General features: G+C 67.2%; 15 protein-coding genes, 2 tRNA genes and 1 pseudogene. 12 read left to right on the top strand and 6 right to left on the bottom strand.

Translation table 11 applies throughout. The annotated features are described in order from the left end of the window. The first annotated feature begins 27 nt into the window (after positions 1 to 27). Together VFF97_RS10265 and VFF97_RS10260 are read left to right on the top strand one after the other, a co-directional pair. Entirely contained in the window at positions 28 to 996 is a 969-nt protein-coding gene (locus tag VFF97_RS10265) for a sugar ABC transporter permease (protein WP_325033402.1), read from the top strand. Continuing rightward, positions 993 to 1,874 carry a carbohydrate ABC transporter permease gene (locus VFF97_RS10260; protein ID WP_325033401.1) on the top strand — a complete coding sequence of 294 codons (882 nt, stop codon included), beginning with the start codon at positions 993 to 995 and terminating at the stop codon, positions 1,872 to 1,874. The genes VFF97_RS10265 and VFF97_RS10260 overlap by 4 nt, the downstream gene beginning before the upstream one ends. Positions 1,875 to 1,928: 54 nt before the next feature. Here VFF97_RS10260 and VFF97_RS10255 read toward each other — a convergent pair whose 3' ends face one another. After that, on the bottom strand, positions 1,929 to 3,134 hold the full coding sequence (locus tag VFF97_RS10255; protein WP_325033400.1) for a diacylglycerol/lipid kinase family protein: 1,206 nt from the start codon (positions 3,132 to 3,134) through the stop codon (positions 1,929 to 1,931). 63 nt (positions 3,135 to 3,197) lie between these two features. Between VFF97_RS10255 and serS the strand changes: the two genes are divergently transcribed. The 5 genes from serS (at position 3,198) to VFF97_RS10230 (ending at position 8,234) form a co-directional block, all read left to right on the top strand. Next, positions 3,198 to 4,463 carry a serine--tRNA ligase gene (serS, locus tag VFF97_RS10250; protein WP_325033399.1) on the top strand — a complete coding sequence of 422 codons (1,266 nt, stop codon included), beginning with the start codon at positions 3,198 to 3,200 and terminating at the stop codon, positions 4,461 to 4,463. Next, entirely contained in the window at positions 4,460 to 5,368 is a 909-nt protein-coding gene (locus VFF97_RS10245; protein WP_325033398.1) for an HAD family hydrolase, read from the top strand. The genes serS and VFF97_RS10245 overlap by 4 nt, the downstream gene beginning before the upstream one ends. A gap of 160 nt (positions 5,369 to 5,528) precedes the next feature. Next, a tRNA-Ser gene (locus VFF97_RS10240) sits at positions 5,529 to 5,613 on the top strand. Positions 5,614 to 5,629: 16 nt separating this feature from the next. Next, entirely contained in the window at positions 5,630 to 6,922 is a 1,293-nt protein-coding gene (locus tag VFF97_RS10235) for an LCP family protein (RefSeq protein ID WP_325033397.1), read from the top strand. Positions 6,923 to 6,962: 40 nt separating this feature from the next. Then, on the top strand, positions 6,963 to 8,234 hold the full coding sequence (locus tag VFF97_RS10230) for an LCP family protein (RefSeq protein ID WP_414684249.1): 1,272 nt from the start codon (positions 6,963 to 6,965) through the stop codon (positions 8,232 to 8,234). A gap of 10 nt (positions 8,235 to 8,244) precedes the next feature. Here the strand turns inward: VFF97_RS10230 and VFF97_RS10225 are convergent, their stop codons facing one another. Beyond that, positions 8,245 to 8,946, bottom strand: a complete 702-nt coding sequence (locus tag VFF97_RS10225) for a hypothetical protein (RefSeq protein ID WP_325033395.1) — start codon at positions 8,944 to 8,946, stop codon at positions 8,245 to 8,247. Between the two features lie 162 nt (positions 8,947 to 9,108). Between VFF97_RS10225 and VFF97_RS10220 the strand changes: the two genes are divergently transcribed. Further along, positions 9,109 to 9,200, top strand: a tRNA-Ser gene (locus VFF97_RS10220). 327 nt (positions 9,201 to 9,527) lie between these two features. Here VFF97_RS10220 and VFF97_RS10215 read toward each other — a convergent pair. Next, the gene (locus tag VFF97_RS10215; RefSeq protein WP_325033394.1) at positions 9,528 to 10,694 is read right to left on the bottom strand and encodes a hypothetical protein; all 1,167 of its coding nucleotides are present in this window, start codon (positions 10,692 to 10,694) and stop codon (positions 9,528 to 9,530) included. Positions 10,695 to 10,961: 267 nt separating this feature from the next. On the opposite strand from VFF97_RS10215, the gene VFF97_RS10210 reads away from it, so the two are divergent. Further along, complete coding sequence (locus VFF97_RS10210) at positions 10,962 to 11,363, top strand: hypothetical protein (protein WP_325033393.1); 402 nt, start codon at positions 10,962 to 10,964, stop codon at positions 11,361 to 11,363. A gap of 487 nt (positions 11,364 to 11,850) precedes the next feature. Here VFF97_RS10210 and VFF97_RS10205 read toward each other — a convergent pair whose 3' ends face one another. Next, positions 11,851 to 12,192, bottom strand: coding sequence for a hypothetical protein (locus VFF97_RS10205; protein WP_325033392.1), 342 nt, complete (start codon positions 12,190 to 12,192; stop codon positions 11,851 to 11,853). 201 nt (positions 12,193 to 12,393) lie between these two features. Between VFF97_RS10205 and VFF97_RS10200 the strand changes: the two genes are divergently transcribed. Continuing rightward, complete coding sequence (locus VFF97_RS10200; protein WP_325033391.1) at positions 12,394 to 12,954, top strand: hypothetical protein; 561 nt, start codon at positions 12,394 to 12,396, stop codon at positions 12,952 to 12,954. 648 nt (positions 12,955 to 13,602) lie between these two features. On the opposite strand, the pseudogene VFF97_RS10195 reads toward VFF97_RS10200, so the two are convergent. Then, positions 13,603 to 14,855, bottom strand: a pseudogene (locus tag VFF97_RS10195) (IS3 family transposase). Positions 14,856 to 15,187: 332 nt separating this feature from the next. Between VFF97_RS10195 and VFF97_RS10190 the strand changes: the two are divergent. Next, the gene (locus VFF97_RS10190) at positions 15,188 to 15,583 is read left to right on the top strand and encodes a tautomerase family protein (RefSeq protein WP_325033390.1); all 396 of its coding nucleotides are present in this window, start codon (positions 15,188 to 15,190) and stop codon (positions 15,581 to 15,583) included. A gap of 131 nt (positions 15,584 to 15,714) precedes the next feature. Beyond that, positions 15,715 to 16,092, top strand: coding sequence for a hypothetical protein (locus VFF97_RS10185; protein WP_325033389.1), 378 nt, complete (start codon positions 15,715 to 15,717; stop codon positions 16,090 to 16,092). Between the two features lie 34 nt (positions 16,093 to 16,126). Here VFF97_RS10185 and VFF97_RS10180 read toward each other — a convergent pair whose 3' ends face one another. Then, complete coding sequence (locus tag VFF97_RS10180) at positions 16,127 to 16,678, bottom strand: DUF6578 domain-containing protein (RefSeq protein WP_325033388.1); 552 nt, start codon at positions 16,676 to 16,678, stop codon at positions 16,127 to 16,129. Between the last annotated feature and the right edge of the window lie 204 nt (positions 16,679 to 16,882).

Genomic DNA, 16,882 nt, shown 5'->3' with positions numbered 1-16,882 from the left:
CGTGCACAAGCTGAACGAAAGCCCCGCATGACTGCGACCCTTCCGGAACGGCCGGCCGCGGCATCCGTCGCCCCCGCCCCGCCCCCCGAGCGCCCACGCACACGGCGCACACCGCTCACGTGGTACCGCGGCGGCGGCCTCGCGAACCTGCTGTTCGTGCTGCCGATGGTGTTCGTGTTCTTCTTCTTCTCGTGGTCGCCGATCGTGCAGTCGGTGATCATGAGCCTGCAGAAGACGAACCTCATCGTGAGCGAGTGGGTCGGGTTCGACAACTACATCGCGGTGCTCAGCGACCCGCAACTGGGTCGCGCGGTCATCAACACCCTGTACTTCGCGCTGCTTGCGCTGCTCTTCGGGTTCCCGCTGCCCCTGTTCATGGCGGTGCTCATGAGCGAGGTGCGGCGTGGCAAGGGCCTCTACTCGGCGCTCGCGTACCTGCCGGTCGTGATCCCGCCGGTGGTCGCGGTGCTGCTGTGGCGCTTCTTCTACGACTCGTCGCCGAACGGCGTCTTCAACACGGCGCTCTCGTGGTTCGGCATCCCGCCGCAGCCGTGGATCTCGTCGGCGGTGCAGGCGATGCCCTCCCTCGTGCTCGAGGCGACGTGGGCGGCGGCGGGCGGGTCGATCATCATCTACCTGGCGGCACTGCTGTCGGTGCCGCCTGAGCTGTACGACGCGGCCGAGGTCGACGGTGCCGGCATCTGGCGCAAGGTGTGGCACGTCACGTTGCCGCAGCTGCGCGGAATCCTCTTCATCATGCTCATCCTGCAGGTCATCGCGACCGCGCAGGTGTTCCTCGAGCCCTTCCTGTTCACGGGCGGCGGGCCGGCCGGGGCGACGAAGACGATCCTGCTGTACATCTACGACAAGGCGTTCCGGAACTCCCTCGGCGGCGACTACGGCGAGGCGACGGCGGTCTCGGTGCTGCTGGCGATCGTGCTCGCGATCCTGTCGTGGCTGTACTTCAAGCTGACGAACCGTTGGAGCACCTCATGAGCGAGCGCACGATCGTCTCGGCATCCGAGCGCCGCCGGCCCGGCACCCGCACGGGTCTCACCGTCACGCACGTCTTCCTGTTCGCGACGCTCGTGATCGCGGGGCTCGGCCCGATCCTGTGGCTCGCGAAGGCCGCGGTCACTCCCACGCAGGACACGCTGCAGCAGCCGTTCGCGCTGTGGCCGAACGGCATCGACTGGGAGAACCTGTCGACGGCCTGGAACGACATCCACATCGATCAGTACTTCTTCAACACGATCGTGATCGCGGCGGGGGCGTGGCTCACGCAGCTGTTCATCGCGACGACGGCCGGCTACGCGCTGTCGGTGCTGCGGCCGAATTACGCGCCGATCCTCAACGGGCTCGTGCTCGCGACCCTGTTCATCCCCGGCATCGTGCTGCTCGTGCCGCTGTACCTCACGATCGTCAACCCACCGCTCCTGGGCGACGTGAGCCTGCTCAACAACTACCTCGCGGTGTGGCTGCCGATGGGCGCGAACGCGTTCAACATCCTGCTCGTGAAGCGCTTCTTCGACAGTCTCCCGCGCGAGGTGTTCGAGGCGGCGAAGACCGACGGCGCCGGACCCTTCCGGCTCTTCTGGTCGATCGTGCTTCCGATGTCGAAGCCGATCCTCGGAGTGGTGTCGGTCTTCGCGATCATCGCCGCGTGGAAGGACTACCTGTGGCCGATGCTCGTGCTGCCCGACCCCGCCGTGCAGCCGCTGTCGGTGCGCCTGCCGGCGGTGCAGTCCCAGACGGAGCTCGACGTCTTCCTCGCCGCGCTCGCGATCGCGACGCTCATCCCGATCGCGATGTTCCTCCTGTTCCAGAACGTCTTCCTGCGGTCGGCGGGGCTCGGCGGCGCGGTCAAGGGATGACGGATCGACGGATGCCGCGCGCGAACGCCCGCGCGGCATCCGGTCAGCCCGTGATCAGAGTGCCGAGACGTCGTGCCCCTTCGGCACCGTCACGATGAGGTCGCGCGGCGCGATGCGCGTGCGTACGTTCACCGCCTCGCCGAACTCATCGCCGTCGAGCTGCACCGGCTGCGCCTCGGTGGGCGCGAGCTCGATGCCCTCGCCGCGCGTGTAAAGCACGGAGTTGTCTCGCGTCGTGATCGCGAGCACCTTGCGGCCCGCGCGGAAGCGGCGCAGCACACTGTTGTCCCACGCGACCCGCCGCCACACGAAGAGCCAGCCGAACGGGCCCTTGGGCTGGAAGATCACGATGTCGAGGGCCCCATCGGTCACGGATGCCTCGGGGATGAGCTCGAGGCCGGCGGGGAGCGACCCGCAGTTGGCGAACAGCACGCTCTGCACGCGCGCGGCGTGCAGGCGGCGACCGGGAAGCTGGTACACGACGCGGAAGGGCTTCGCGTTGGCGAGCGAGCGCGCCGCGCCGTCGACGTACGCGACCCATCCGACCGTCTTCTTGAGCTGCGGGTTCGTGTTGGCGATCATCGCCGCGTCGAGCCCGATGCCTCCCATGACGACGAACGCGTGCTCGGCGATCTCGCCGTCGGGGCGCTGCAGGCGCGCCCATCCGAGGTCCATCTCGAGCGTCTCGCCGTCGAAGGTGGCGGCGACCATCGCATCCGGATCGTCGAGCGGCAGCCGCAGATTGCGCGCGAGGAGGTTGCCGGTTCCGCTCGGCACGATCGTCAGCGGAACACCGGATCCGCCCATCGCCTCGCTCACGGCGCGCACCGTCCCGTCGCCGCCCGCGACGAGCACCGCGTCGACCTTCTCGTCGAGGGCCTGCCGCGTCACGTCGTCGCCGAGGTCTTCGACCGTCGTCTCGTAGAACAGCGGCTCCGCCCATCCGGCGGCCTTCGCGTGGTCGGCGACGCTCTTGCGCAGCGCGTCGGCGTCGACCTTCGTGGGGTTGTACACGAGTGCGGCGCGCTTGCGCGGCTCGTCCTCGGCCGGGAACGGCTTCGGCTCACCCTCCTCGCCGACGCGGCGGGCCTCGCCCTCGCGTCCGGGCTTGTCGGGCTCGACATCCTCCGGCTCGCGGATCGTGTCGTCAGGTGCCGCGGCCCGCTCGGGATCCGGCGCATCCGTGTGCTCGTGCACGTCGGCGGGCTGGTCCGGATCGTCGCGGCGGGGCTCGTCCCCGGACCCGGATGCGGCTGTCATGGCTCCAACCCTAAGACCGCACCGCCACGGTGTGCGTGAAGTTCGCCCGACTAGACTCGTGGGGTGATCGATCCAGTGCTTCTTCGCGAGAATCCCGAGCTGGTCAGGCGCTCGCAGGAGGCCCGGGGGGAGTCGCCCGACACGGTCGACGCCGCGCTCGCCGCCGACCGGGCCCGCCGCCAGGCCATCGCCGCCTATGAGGAGCTGCGCGCGCAGCAGAACGCGCACGGCAAGCGCGTCGCGCAGGCTCCGAAGGAGGAGAAGGCGGCGCTCGCCGCCGAGGCGAAGGAACTGAGCGTCCGGGTGAAGGAGGCCCAGCAGGCCGTCACCGTCGCCGAGCAGGCCGCCGACGAGGCGATGGCGCGCATCGAGAACGTCATCATCGACGGTGTGCCGGCGGGGGGCGAAGCGGACTTCGTCACGCTGCGAACGCACGGCGAGGTTCCCGCGTTCTCGTTCGAGCCGCGCGACCACCTCGAGCTCGGCGAGCTGCTCGGCGCGATCGACATGGAGCGCGGCACCAAGGTGTCGGGCAGCCGCTTCTACTTCCTCACCGGGATCGGTGCGCGCCTCGAACTGGCGATCATGATGCTCGCGCTCGATCGCGCGCTCGAGGCGGGCTTCACGCCGCTCACGCCGCCCACGCTCGTGCGGCCCGAGGTCATGCGCGGCACCGGGTTCCTCGGTCAGCACTCCGACGAGGTCTACCACCTCGAAGACGACGACCTCTATCTCGTCGGCACGAGCGAGGTGCCCCTCGCCGGGTACCACATGGGCGAGATCATCGACCTCTCCAAGGGCCCCAAGCGCTACGCCGGCTGGTCGACGTGCTACCGCCGCGAGGCGGGGTCGTACGGCAAGGACACGCGCGGCATCATCCGGGTGCACCAGTTCAACAAGCTCGAGATGTTCGTCTACACGACCCTCGAGGACTCGGAGGAGGAGCACCTGCGGCTCCTCGCCCAGCAGGAGCGGATGCTGCAGGACCTCGGCCTCTCGTACCGCGTCATCGACGTCGCCGCGGGCGACCTCGGCTCGAGCGCGGCGCGCAAGTACGACATCGAGGCGTGGGTGCCGACGCAGCAGGCGTATCGCGAGCTCACGTCGACGTCGAACTGCACGACCTACCAGGCGCGTCGCCTCGACATCCGTCACCGCCCGGACGGCGGCAAGACGCAGCACGTCGCGACGCTCAACGGCACGCTCGCGACGACCCGCTGGATCGTCGCGCTGCTCGAGACCCACCAGCGGGAGGACGGCTCGGTCACCGTGCCGGAGGTGCTGCGGCCGTACCTGGGCGGGCTCGAAGTCATGGAGCCCGTGTCTTGACCGAAGCTCATCTTCCGCCCACGGGCAGCGTCAAGGTCGTCAAGCCGAAGAAGGCGGCCAAGCTCGTCGAGCGGGTCGCGCGCGACACGGAGGATCCGACGGTCGTCGTCGAGCGGCTGCTCATCGTGCTCGACATCGACGGCACCGTGCTGCTCGAAGACGAGTCGCTCAGCCCCGGTGTCGTCGAGGCCGTGGAGCACGCGCACAAGGCGGGCCACGAGGTCATGATCGCGACCGGGCGCAGCTGGGAGGGCACGCGAGGCATCCTGCGCGTGCTGCAGATCGCGCCCGAATACGTCGTGTGCTCGAACGGCGCGGTCGTGCTCAAGCGCATCGACGCCGACGAGCTGAAGTACGAGCGCTTCCACACCGAGACGTTCGACGCGCGCGAGGTGCTCACGATCCTGCACGAGCATCTGCCCGAGGCCCGGTACATGGTCGAGCTGCCCGACGGGCACCGCCTCTACACCGAGTACCTCGAGGACTGGAACCTCGTGAACGCGCGCCGCGTCCCCTTCGATGAGCTCGGCGCGCAGCCGGTGTGCCGCGTCGTCGTCGTCTCGCCCGACAAGCGCGAACGCGACTTCCTCGAGCTCGTGGAGCGGATCGGACTGAACCAGGTCTCCTACGCGATCGGCTGGACCGCATGGCTCGACATCGCGCCGAAGGGGGTCGACAAGAGCACGGGCCTCGAGATCGTCCGTCGCGAGCTCGGCATCGATCCCGCGCACGTGCTCGTGATCGGCGATGGCCGCAACGACGTCGGCATGTTCCGCTGGGCCCTCGAGAACGGCGGTCGTGCCGTTGCGATGGAGCAGGGGCCGCAGGAAGTGCGCGACGCGGCGGGCGAGACCACCCTGTCGGTGCACGACGGAGGCGTGGCCGAGGTGCTCCGCAAGCTCTAGCGTGGGCGCGCTCCCATCCCGGCCACTGAGCGGATCGGTTGAGCCTCCGCACGCGCGTCTTTCAGAGCTTGTCCAGACACCGTTGGAACAATGGCACGACAGCGCTGTCGGCTAGACTCGACGCCTGATCGACGGATGCCGCGAAGCCGGCTTCCCGACGGGAGGGTTGTCCGAGCGGCCGATGGAGCTGGTCTTGAAAACCAGTGGGCAGCGATGTCCCGTGGGTTCGAATCCCACACCCTCCGCTAGAAGAGAGCCCGTGTGACCAAGACGACCCGGCCCGCACGACGTGGGCGCCGCACAGTGGCGCGCCACGGCGAGCTGTCGTCCCCGCATCCGTTCTCTCTGCTTCTGAAGGTGCTCGGCGTGATCGTCGCCGTGGTGCTCGCCTCCGGTGCGGGGATCGCCGCATACGCCGCGTACGACATCACGGCGAGCTTCGCCGAGGGGGCGGTCGACCTCGAGGACCAGGGTCCCGTCCCGCCCGACATCGGGGCGATCGAGAGCGAAGTCGACCTCTTCATCGCGGGCACCGATGCGTGCGAGCCCGAGTACGCGCAGTTCTTCGGCAGCCGCTGCACCGGCGCCGATGCGGGCGGCGAGCTCAACGACGTCAACCTGCTCGTGCACATCTCGGCCGAGCCGCGCCGCGTGACGGTCGTGTCGTTCCCGCGCGACCTCATGGTGCCGATCCCGTCGTGCACGCGCGCCGACGGATCGCAGACGTCCGCGATGAGCAAGCAGATGATCAACTCCGCCTACATGTACGGCGGCCTCTCGTGCGTCGTGAAGACGGTCTCGCAGCTCGCGGGGCGTCCGATCCCGTTCGCCGCGAAGGTCACGTGGGGCGGGGTCATCGAGATCACCAACGCGATCGGCGGCGTCGAGGTCTGCATCGGCAACGGCGGCATCCGCGACCGCTACACCGGCATCGACTGGCCGGCCGGTCCGCGCACGATCTCGGGCCTGGAGGCGCTGCAGTTCCTGCGCACGCGTCACGGTCTCGAGAACGGCAGTGATCTGGCCCGCATCAGCAACCAGCAGCAGTACATGTCGCGCCTCGCGAAGAAGATCATGAGCGAGGACGTGCTGTCGGACCTGCCGACGCTCCTCAAATTGGCGACCACGGCGGTCGACAACGTCACGCCGAGCGAGTCGCTCACCAACCCCGTGACGCTCATGCAGATCGCACTCGCGGTGAAGAACGTCCCGTTCGACGACATCGTCTTCGTGCAGTATCCCGTCAACGCCGACCCGTCCGACCCGAACCGCGTCGTGCCGAACTACGAGGCGGCCGAGCAGCTGTGGGCGGCGATCGACGCGAACGTGCCGATCAGCCTCACGGGCGACCCGAGCCGTGGCGGCGGCGTGATCGTGGTCGACCCCCAGCCCTCGGACCAGCCGGCCGAGACTCCCGCTCCGACCGAGCCGACGCCCGGTGCGACCGAGACGGCGACTCCTGCGCCGACGCCGGTCGAGCTGCCGTCGTCGATCTCGGGCTTCAGCGCCGACCAGGAGACGTGCTCCGCGGGCAATCTGAGGGCCAACGGCTGACGTGGCGGGTGGTTCCGCGCGGCGCGGGCCGCGGCATCCGATCGCCCGTCACGGGGCGCTCTCGGCACCCAACCCGCTTCTGCAGCTTCTGGCGATGCTCGGCGTCGTCGTGCTCGTCGCGGTCGTGAGCGCCGTCGGCGTCGGCGCCTTCGCCGTGTGGGACACCGCGCGAGCGGCCGCCGACCACGCCGTGGACCTCGAGGGGGATGAGCCGCTGCCACCCACGATCGGCGAGATCGAAGGCGGCGTGAACGTGCTGCTCGTCGGCACGGACTCGTGCGAGGGCGCGAATGCGGCGCTCTCCGGCGCGTGCCAGGCCGGCGACACCGAGGGCGAGCGCAACGACGTCACGATGCTCCTGCACATCTCGGACAACCCCCGTCGCGTGACGGTCGTCTCGTTCCCACGCGACATGCTCGTGCCGATCCCCGCGTGCCCGCGGGCGGACGGCGGCGAGTACTCGGCGATGAGCTCGCAGATGCTCAACGCCTCGTATATGTACGGCGGCCTCGCGTGCACGGTGAAGACGGTCGAGGCGCTGACGGGCGAGGACATCCAGTTCGCCGGCGCGATCCGCTGGACCGGCGTGATCAACATGTCCGATGCGATCGGCGGCGTCGACGTGTGCGTGACGGGCGATGTGCACGACCCCCACACGGGTCTGACGCTCACCGCCGGCACGCACACCCTGCAGGGCGTCCAGGCGCTCCAGTTCCTGCGCATGCGGCACGGCGTCGCCGACGGCTCCGACCTCGGGCGCATCTCCAACCAGCAGCAGTTCATGTCTTCGCTCGTGCGCAAGCTGCAGGGCGAGTCCGTGCTCTCGAACGCGTCGACGCTGTTCTCGCTCGCCACGACCGCGATGAAGCAGGTCACCGAGGGTCAGCTCCTGCTGAGCCGGTCGCTCACGAACCCTACGCTCATGGTGCAGATCGCGATGGCGGTGAAAGACGTCGACTACGCCGACATCGTCTTCGTGCAGTACCCGACGCGGTACATCCCCGGCAACGGACGCAGCGACGTCGTCCCCGTTCGCGATGCCGGCGATGTGCTCTTCGCCGCCCTGCGCGAGAACAAGCCGCTCGTGCTCACCGGTTCGACGAGCGCGGCAGCGGGTGCCCCCGAGGTGGCCGGTGAGGCCACGAAGCCGACGCCCGAGGCATCCGTCACGCCCACGCCCGGCACGACCGACGCGCCGGCGGACCCGACGGATGCCGCGACCCCGCCCCCCGCGGACGCCGCGGTCGAGCTTCCGTCGTCGATCACCGGCACGACGGCCGCACAGGTCACCTGCTCGCAGCCGCAGCGCTAGTCTTCGGCCGTCAGACGACGGCGAGGCCCTCGCGGTCGACGCGGCGGTGGTACCGCATGCCGGCCGCACCGCCGAGGAGCGCGCCGGCGAGCGTCACGACCGCGGCGCCCACCGCGGTGAGGATGCCCGCGGTCGTCGCGGTCTCGGGAGTCACCGGGATGCGCGGGAAGCCGCCGAGGGCGCCGAGGATGTCCCACTGGGCTCCGCCGACCGCCGTGACGACGGCGACGATGACGGCGATGACGATCGCCCACAGCCAGACGGCGAGTCCCTGCTTGACGCCGCTGAACCGGGCCATGCGTCCGGCGACGTAACCGCCGGCGAAGTACGCGATGAACAGCACGAGCGCGAGGGCGATCGCGCCGACGATGGTGGTGACGCCCATGTTGTCGGCGGCGGCGTTCGCGGCATCTTCCGCCGCATCCGGGGCGACAGCGCCGATGGCGCCGCCGATCGCGGCGATGAGGGCGGTCAGCAGGAGCGCGAGACCCATCGCGGCGATCCAGCCGAAGAACGCGGAGCCGAACTTGAACCCGCCGAAGCGCTCCTCTTCGCGGGCGAGGACCTCTTCGCGGAGGGGGCGATCGTCGGTGCGGGCCGGTGCGACGTCGCCGTCGTGACGGGCGGCCGCGGTGTCGCGGTCGTAGGTCGAGGCGTCGTCGAGGCGCTGGGTCGGGGCGACCTGCTCATGGCGGTCAGGAGTGTCGGTCATGGCCCCGAGTCTGGGGCCCGCGAGCCGTGCGGACAGCGGGGTTGCGGGCGCGGCATCCGGGTCGTATCCTCCGGCTTCCGGAGCCGCCGGCGGTTCTTGACGTGCACGGGTCCGGGTTATGATTGCTGAGCGCATCTGTATGGCTTCGGCGATCGGATGCCTGGAGACGTCGCATAGTCAGGCCTAGTGCACCACCCTGCTAAGGTGGAGTCCCCTCCGGGGGACCGAGGGTTCAAATCCCTCCGTCTCCGCCAAGTAAATGCCTGGTCAGCGCCGTTCTGCGTTGCCGGATCGGCCCTTCTGCGTAAACGCTGCGCAAGATTCTTTACGTGCATCGCCCCGGCGTCGCTCGCCTGGTGGCTCGTCTCACTTGGTGTTTCCGCGCGTTCAAGAGGTTCATCCGCGTTGAGGGCGGGGGAAACCATCCCTCGGTCTCCGCCGTGAAAGCACGAATGGGTGACGACGACGAGCCAACGTGCACGTGGGGCCCGTATGTGGACGGCGGTCATCGATGATCTACGATCGCTGTCCGTTCCTGGCCCGTAACCTGCTAGCTCGACCGATTGAGTCGTCGATTCCCTCTACTCGCGTCCCAGCAGGCGTTGCCTCCACGTCAACCGATCGTTCGAGTGTGTTGCCCGCCGGGGCATGGCATCGATTTCTGTGGCTCGCTGCACTCGGGAGAGGCGGTCCTCTCTTCGCTGTAGCGTCCAACCTCGCTGCGCCATCACCACTTGACCGAACCACCCCCACTTTGGCAGACGTGCCCAAAGGGGAAGGAGACCACTGATCAGGAGGAGTATCGACCAGGCCCCTGGTATCAGTCCGTAGATGAATGGTCCGGCGAACGCAGTCGCGAGCGGAAAGCTAATCGTGAGTGCCGACGCTCCGACGGCGGCTATTACGAGAATGAACGCGAAAGGGGTTCGTTCGTCCTTCCAGGTGGGCACCTCCAAGCGGAATCGCGCCAACCCGTGCAGCGCAATGAGCTCGAGGGACATGATCACAGAGAGCGACGCAGCCACAATCCAGACGTCGGCCACAGCGGCCGCGGGTGTTTGCGCGCCCAAGGCCCAGGCGAGGGGTACAGTCAGGGCCATGGCAATCGTGGCCAAGTACCAGGTCGCGACGGTCCAGCTTGCTGCTGGAGAGGAGTAGGGGCTCTCGCGAAACCGCGACATCACACTGGCAGACCGCTTTGTCGCAAGAGAGTGAACGGCCCGTGTCTTTGCGAGCGAGTCTTCGAGCTGCTTCTGACGTACCCGCCGAGACAGTGGCAGCACCTCGGCGAGGACGACTGTCACGGCTACCGCGACCGCTCCGAGTGCGATGCCCGCCACCGTGTCATTGGCTGCCGATCGATCGTCTGCGCCGGGTGCGACCAGAGCGAGAGTGCTCATCGTCGCCCACATGCTGGCGAGGAAGCCGCAGAGGCTGGCAGTACCGACCACAAACCCTGGCGCGAACTTCCCGACCTTCACCACCGAGAGCGCCAGCAGAGCGGTGACGAGCGTGGGAAGTACCGGATCGACTGTCTCAGCAAAGGGCACAGTGGGCTGAAGGAAAAGGTCGGGGCCGACGGAACGCGTCGGGTTCCGAACCAATTCGAAGAACCCTGTGAGCCACATGACGGTGGCTGCTCCGAGGAGGCCGCTCAGAATCAGCCCCCCTCCTCGAATGGCGACCCGTCGAAGGATGTCGGACTCGAGAACGTTGCTCGCCTGCTCCTTCGACATGGTTTCTGCCATGGCCGAATCATAGGCGTCTGGGTCTCGCCTGCCGGCACCTTCAAACTTGCATGCGTGCCCGACCAAGATCTACAAGCCCTGCCGCGAGGCCGGCTCTCGGCACCGGTTCCTCTTAGCCAACCGTCGCCGTCGCGCGTACTAATACTCGGCGTAAGGACGTCCCAACGTCGGGACCCGCCAGTCGCCGCGCAGCTCGGCCCACTTGGGTGGGTGGCGGCCCGAGTTGAGAGTGGCGCCGGACTCTCGATCCTGAGAGCTTAGAAGGCGATGGACATCGACAAGATCCGCAGTGCGGCGGAAGAGTGGGTTGCTGCCGGTAGAGACGAGGACGTGCTCCGCTACAAACGGTGTCGAATCGTCTATGAAGCGATTGGTGACGCATCCGGTGAGCTCATGGTTGAACTGGCAGCCGAGTTCGGCGCCCGGGCGGGCATCAGTGTCGTAAGCGTCAGGCAGCAGCGCGACGCCTGGCGCCTCGCGCTCCGTGGCTCCGTACCCACTGTTGAGACCATCAAGGCCGCGAGTCGACTGACGACCCAGGGGGTGAAGGGCCTCGCTGAAGCGCGCGACCGCCTGGCGAGCGTCAAGCGTTCCGAGGCGGACTTCATCGCTGAAGCTGAACGCATCTGGCGGGTGTTCGAGGCCGCGAAGAAAGCACGCGACCGGTAGCGGTGAGTACGCGAACCACGCCATCGCGCCGACGGGGCCATCGACGCCATCGGGCAGACTTGCGGCGATGACGGGGAGCGCGACCTCGAGCAGGTGCCCGCCTGGGCCCGGGGGAGACGCCGGCGCAAAGACGCCCAACACCGTCAACGACGCGACCTTTGTCGAATCCAGACTCCACTCGCTCCGAACGCGGAACGCGGCCGCATCTCGGTAAGCACCAACCGGACCATCCTGGGGGCCGCGCCTTCGTCATACATGCAATTGATTGAGAGGAAGGCTCAGGTCAGTTCCGACAGGGTCGACGAACTCGTCGAGGCACGTCGTGCCCGCGGCCTTGCTTCGCTCCGACTCGTTCGACGCCTACTTCATCGAGCGCCGAGAGCGACTATGTGTATTGGCCGAACGCGCCATGGGGAACGCGGTCCCACGGGATGTCGATCAGGGTGCCGAGCTGTCGACCCGGCACCAATGTCTCTGCCGAATACTTCTAAAAGCCCAGGCGTCGCATGTCCTCACTGAAGTCCGGCATAGCCGCGTCGCGACGCCTCCGTTCGGCCATGGACTCCTCCCATTGTTCTCGCGAAACGGAGTGGTCCGAGCTATCGACTTTCACGACGAGCGTGTCGATCATTTCCTTGCCGAAAAGCCCGCCCCGCCGTGTCCTGAATAGTCTCGCGCATCCGCCCCAACTCGATTCGAACGTCCAACCCTCCCGAACGTGGTCCACGACGGCTCGTTTGAGCAATTCAGCCACCGTCCGGTTGTACGCGTGTCGTGACAGATGGAGAAACAACTCGTACTGGCGGCGGTACTCGGCGTCACTCAACATGCCGCCAGGGTACTTGACGGGTGCAGGCCGGCGAGGAGTTACGTACGTCGCGCCTTCGTGCACACTCGGCGTGTTCGAACTCGATACTCGCTACGCGCGCGACTTGACTGCAGCCCTATGACAGAATGCGGCTACGAGAATCAGCGATCTGGCGGAGCCCGTGGCGGTTATCGCACACGCCGACGAGAGATTGGAGAACGGATGGACTTCTGGGGCGTTCTGCTCGTCATCGTAGGGATCGTGGTCGGGCTCTGGATCCTCTGGAAGCTGATCGGTGGAGTCGCGAACCTCGCACTATCGGGTCATGACAGGCGCTTCCGTGAGAGTCCGATCGGGGCTGCCATCATACGGATTGGAGAGCAATCCGGAACCAACGACGGTTCGCCTGCCGCGAAGGCACGAGCGGCGGCGATGTTCGAGGACATGCTTCGGCACAGCCCGTTCACCTTTGATGCAGATGGGATCTCTAAAGCTGAAGCAGTCGAGGGCTATGAGATCGCGGTTCGAGCAAGCCGGTTCCCGATCTCCGTCGAAGCGGCGTACGCCGTGACCGGCGCGGCAGATTACGAGGAGCTGTTGGACTGGTCCCAAGACAAGGCAGCTGTCGCGATGGCAAGTGCATTTGTAGCCCTTTACCCCAAATGGCCAACGGCTCATCGCACCGGATCACTGGAAGTCGCGAAGCTGGAGAGGGGTCGATGGGCAATGATGATGGTGCTTCTTGAAGGTCGCGCGCAACGCGAAGGACTGCTCGCCGCCTGACTGGCGACTGGACGGCACCCTCAACAATGCTCCGACCTTGTCGGAGTCTCGACCTCGGTGAGGAAGCTCAGCCTCCATAGCGCTTCGAGTGTCCTCCAGTGGCGCAGTCCCTCACTAAGCCGAAACCCGCGTAGGACAGTGAGGAGTCTGGCGACAGCATCAGAAACCCTTGCGAAAGCACTCGAATCGAGACGAGTCTGAAGTAGTGGCCGCCTCCCACGCGAGGGACATCGTCGGTGGGATCCTGCGTAAGAAGCGCGTAACCTGAACGCCCCCCAACACCCCTAACCCTCCACGAACACGTCCGTGAACCCCCGCAACTCAACGGAACCACGGCTGAACGCGCGCGACCATCCGCGTAGGGGCCCGGGTGCAATCCCTCCGTCTCCGCCAAATAAATGCCTGATCATCACCAATTCGCGGCGCCGAGTCGGCTGATCTGCGTAAAATCTGCGCAGGACTCTTTACGCAAAACACCTGGTGTCGCTCTCGCTCGTGGCCGCCCGCCCCTCTTTCCGCAGGTTTGAAGGGTTCGTCCACGTCAGGGGCCGGGGAAACCATCCCTCGGTCTCGAGCGTGAGACACGGGGTGGCGACACAGGTGTGGGCCTGACTCACCCCGGCATGTCCGGAGAGTTGTTTGTTGGTGTCAGCCGGCTCTCTCGACCGGTTCGATGCGAGCGTAGTCGAGCTGCTCGACCTCGAGTGGGGTGAGGTCGTCGATCGAGCCGTGGGTGCGTTCGGTGTTGAACCACAGCACCCAGGACGCAGTCGCCGCCTCGACCTGGTCGACGTCCCGCCACGGGCCGTCGTGGTGGATGAGTTCGGACTTGTAGAGCCCGATCTGCGACTCTGCGAGAGAGTTGTCGTAGGCGTCGCCGACGCTGCCGACGGACGGATCGATGCCCTCGTCGAAGAGCCGGTCGGTGAAGGCGATCGACGTGTAGACGCTGCCCGCATCGGTGTGATGCGTGAGCCCGCCGAACCCAGCGACGCCTTCACGACGGCGGGTCCACAGAGCCATGTCGAGGCAGTCCAGCACGAGCGGCGTGGTCATGCTCGTGGCGGCGCGCCAGCCGAGGATGCGGCGGGAGTGCGCATCGAACACGAACGCGACATAGACCCACCCCGACCACGTCCAGACGTAGGTGAAGTCGGCGACCCAGAGCTGGTTCGTGCGGAACCTCGCGAAGTGCCGGTCGACGAGGTCGGCTGGCCTGGTCTCCCGCAGATCCGTGTCGACCGGACGCTTGCGCTTCCCGCGGACGACGCCAGCGATCCCGAGTTCTCGCATGAGGCGTTCGACCGTGCAACGCGCGATGTCGTGCCCATCACGGCGGAGCCGCAGCCAGAGCTTGCGGGCGCCGAGAACCTTTCGATGGTCGATCCACGTCTGCAGGATGATCGGCTTCCACCGCTCATCCAACAGTTTCCGCGACGACGACCCGCGCCCGCGAGCGTCGTAGTAGGTCGATGGGGCGACCTAGCAGCCGTGCTGGGTGAGCACGGCGCAGATCGACTCGACACCCCATCGCAGCCCGCCATCACGGCGGTCCTTGTGGTCGCTGATGAACGCGACTATCGCTTCTGTGGCCGGTCGAGCTCGGCCGCGAAGAAAGCCGATGCCGCCTTCAAGATCTCGTTCGCGCGACGCAACTCGGCATTCTCCCGCTTGAGCCGCTTGATCTCCTCCGCCGCCTCGGTCGTGACCCCCGGCCGTTGCCCGGTGTCGACCTGGTTGCGGCGGATCCAGGTCCGGATGGTTTCCGGCGAGCCGATGCCGAGCATCTGCGCGGTCGCCGTCATCGCGGCGTACTCACTCGGATAGTCGGGCCGCAACTCGGCGACCATGCGGACAGCGCGCTCACGAAGCTCGCGCGGATACTTGCTGGGACGTCCCATGAGACAGATCCTTCCAAGGAATCTTGTCTCCGGACATGCCGGGGTGAGTCAGCCAGCAGCGCGGATACCGTTTCCATGCGCGCATCGCGCGGTTGACACGCCCTTTCGGGCGGCGGTGGCACCCCATCTGACTAATGGATTCGCGGCGAACGGGCGCGCCTTCCCTTGGTCAGACTTCAGAGCTCCCCGCTCTTGATCACAGTGGCGGGATCCTCATGCGGGTATCGCCCGGCTGCGGGACCTGCGCGGGCGGACGGGCACCTCCGACGACCGAAGACTGGCATCGCCTCGTACCGGTCTCCATACCTCGTACCGGTCTCCATAGTGGCGCAATGCCTGCCGCCCTTATCGAGGTTCGCCGCCAGTACTCCGTCGACGAGGAAATTGCCATCATCGACGCGGTCCACAGCGCCCTGGTCACGGCCTTCCGGATTCCGCCGGAGGACCGCAACGTCCGACTGATCGTCCACGAACCTCATCTCTTCGCCTGCTCGCCAGACCTCACTCATCCGGAGTATCGGACGATCGTCACCATCGACTGCTTCGCCGGCCGCTCGCTGGACGCGAAGCGCAAGCTGTACGCCGCGATCGTCGAGCGGCTGGGCGCGCTCGGCATCCCAGGGGATCACGTGTCGACCATCGTGCACGAGATCGACCGCCACAACTGGGGCCTCGGCGGTGGCCACGCCGCCAGCGATGTCGACCTCGGGTTCACCGTCAACGTCTAGGCCACCACAGATCACCAATCGGGCATTGCGCGAATGGGGCTCGTTGCGGGCCGCCGGGGGTGAGCCTGAAGCGGGGGCTCCTAGCCCCGGCGCAAGTCGTCAGCGCGTCGGCGCCGACCTAGAATGAGGCGGTGTCGCGCCTCCTGCTGATCCTGGGTGGCGGTCTTGCACTAGGCGCGATCGTGTGCGGGATTCAATTCTTCCTGATTCGTGCCGGGCGATTTCGACGCAACCCGTATCTCGGTCTCCCTGGATACTCATCCGAGACCGATAAGGTCTGGACGCGTGCCCACGAGGCCGCAGCACCGTGGATCGGTCGCGCTGGCGTTGTAGCCGCGGTCTCGGCGGCCGTCGCCGGCATCGGCCTTGCCACCGGCGCAGGGCTTGAAGGACGGGACGTCGTCACCGTTGCCAGCGCTTCAATCGGCGTCATCGCAGCGGGGCTCTACGTATTCGGAGCGAACTACGCCGCCCACCAAGCCACGAAACGGATGAGGCGACGGCGGTGATCGCGGTGCGACGCGATACCCCGTGCTGGGTCGTTCAGCGGTCGTCGATGTCAACCAGCCACCCGGCGAGTGATCGAGCCGTCCGGTCGCCGGGGGCATCGCTGGTGCTGTTGCATTCTGGCTGTGGCGCGGCTCCAACTACTTGCGAAGGCAGCCGCACGCCGCGGGCGGGCTCCAGCGTGGCGGTGCCGGGTCGAGGCACGATCTCGACAACGTAACGTGACGGGCGCGCGCCAGCGAACACCCCGCCGCCAAGCTCACGGCGTACCATCGGCCACTCTTCACCCTCAGCGGGCATGACGGCATCCGGTGGAGCGCCGTGACCAGGACGACGCAACGACCGACGCTCCTCGACCTCGTGCATGACTGCGTGCACGGCGGTCACGCGGCCGTGCACTCGATCGGCGAGTTCCTCTTCGTGGTGCGACTCGATCGCGTCCACCGTGGCGATCAGTGCCGAACCGAGCAGTTCGGCCAATGATGGATCCGGGGTTCGTGTGGCGACGCCGAAGTCGACCTCGTCTCCGACTCCGAATGCGTCACCGCAGCACGCCCACTCCCACTCCGTCAGCCACACGCGGGTCATGCAGGCCACGGTAGCGAGTGATCAGCTTCCCATCTGCACCGGCCCGAACATCGGTGGTCTATCTGTCGGCGACGCTCGAGAACCCGGCCAAAACGACGCTTGAAAACTAGGCCACCCAGACCAGATTGGGTGGGTGATCTCCTTGGAAGATTGGGCGTTGATCAGGCGGCTGGTCGCGGACGGGGTTCCGCAGCGCCAGGTCGC

Origin of the sequence: Microbacterium sp., assembly GCF_035687345.1 — a bacterium.
Lineage (GTDB): Bacteria > Actinomycetota > Actinomycetes > Actinomycetales > Microbacteriaceae > Microbacterium.
This window is presented reverse-complemented; position numbering and strand designations above follow the sequence as displayed.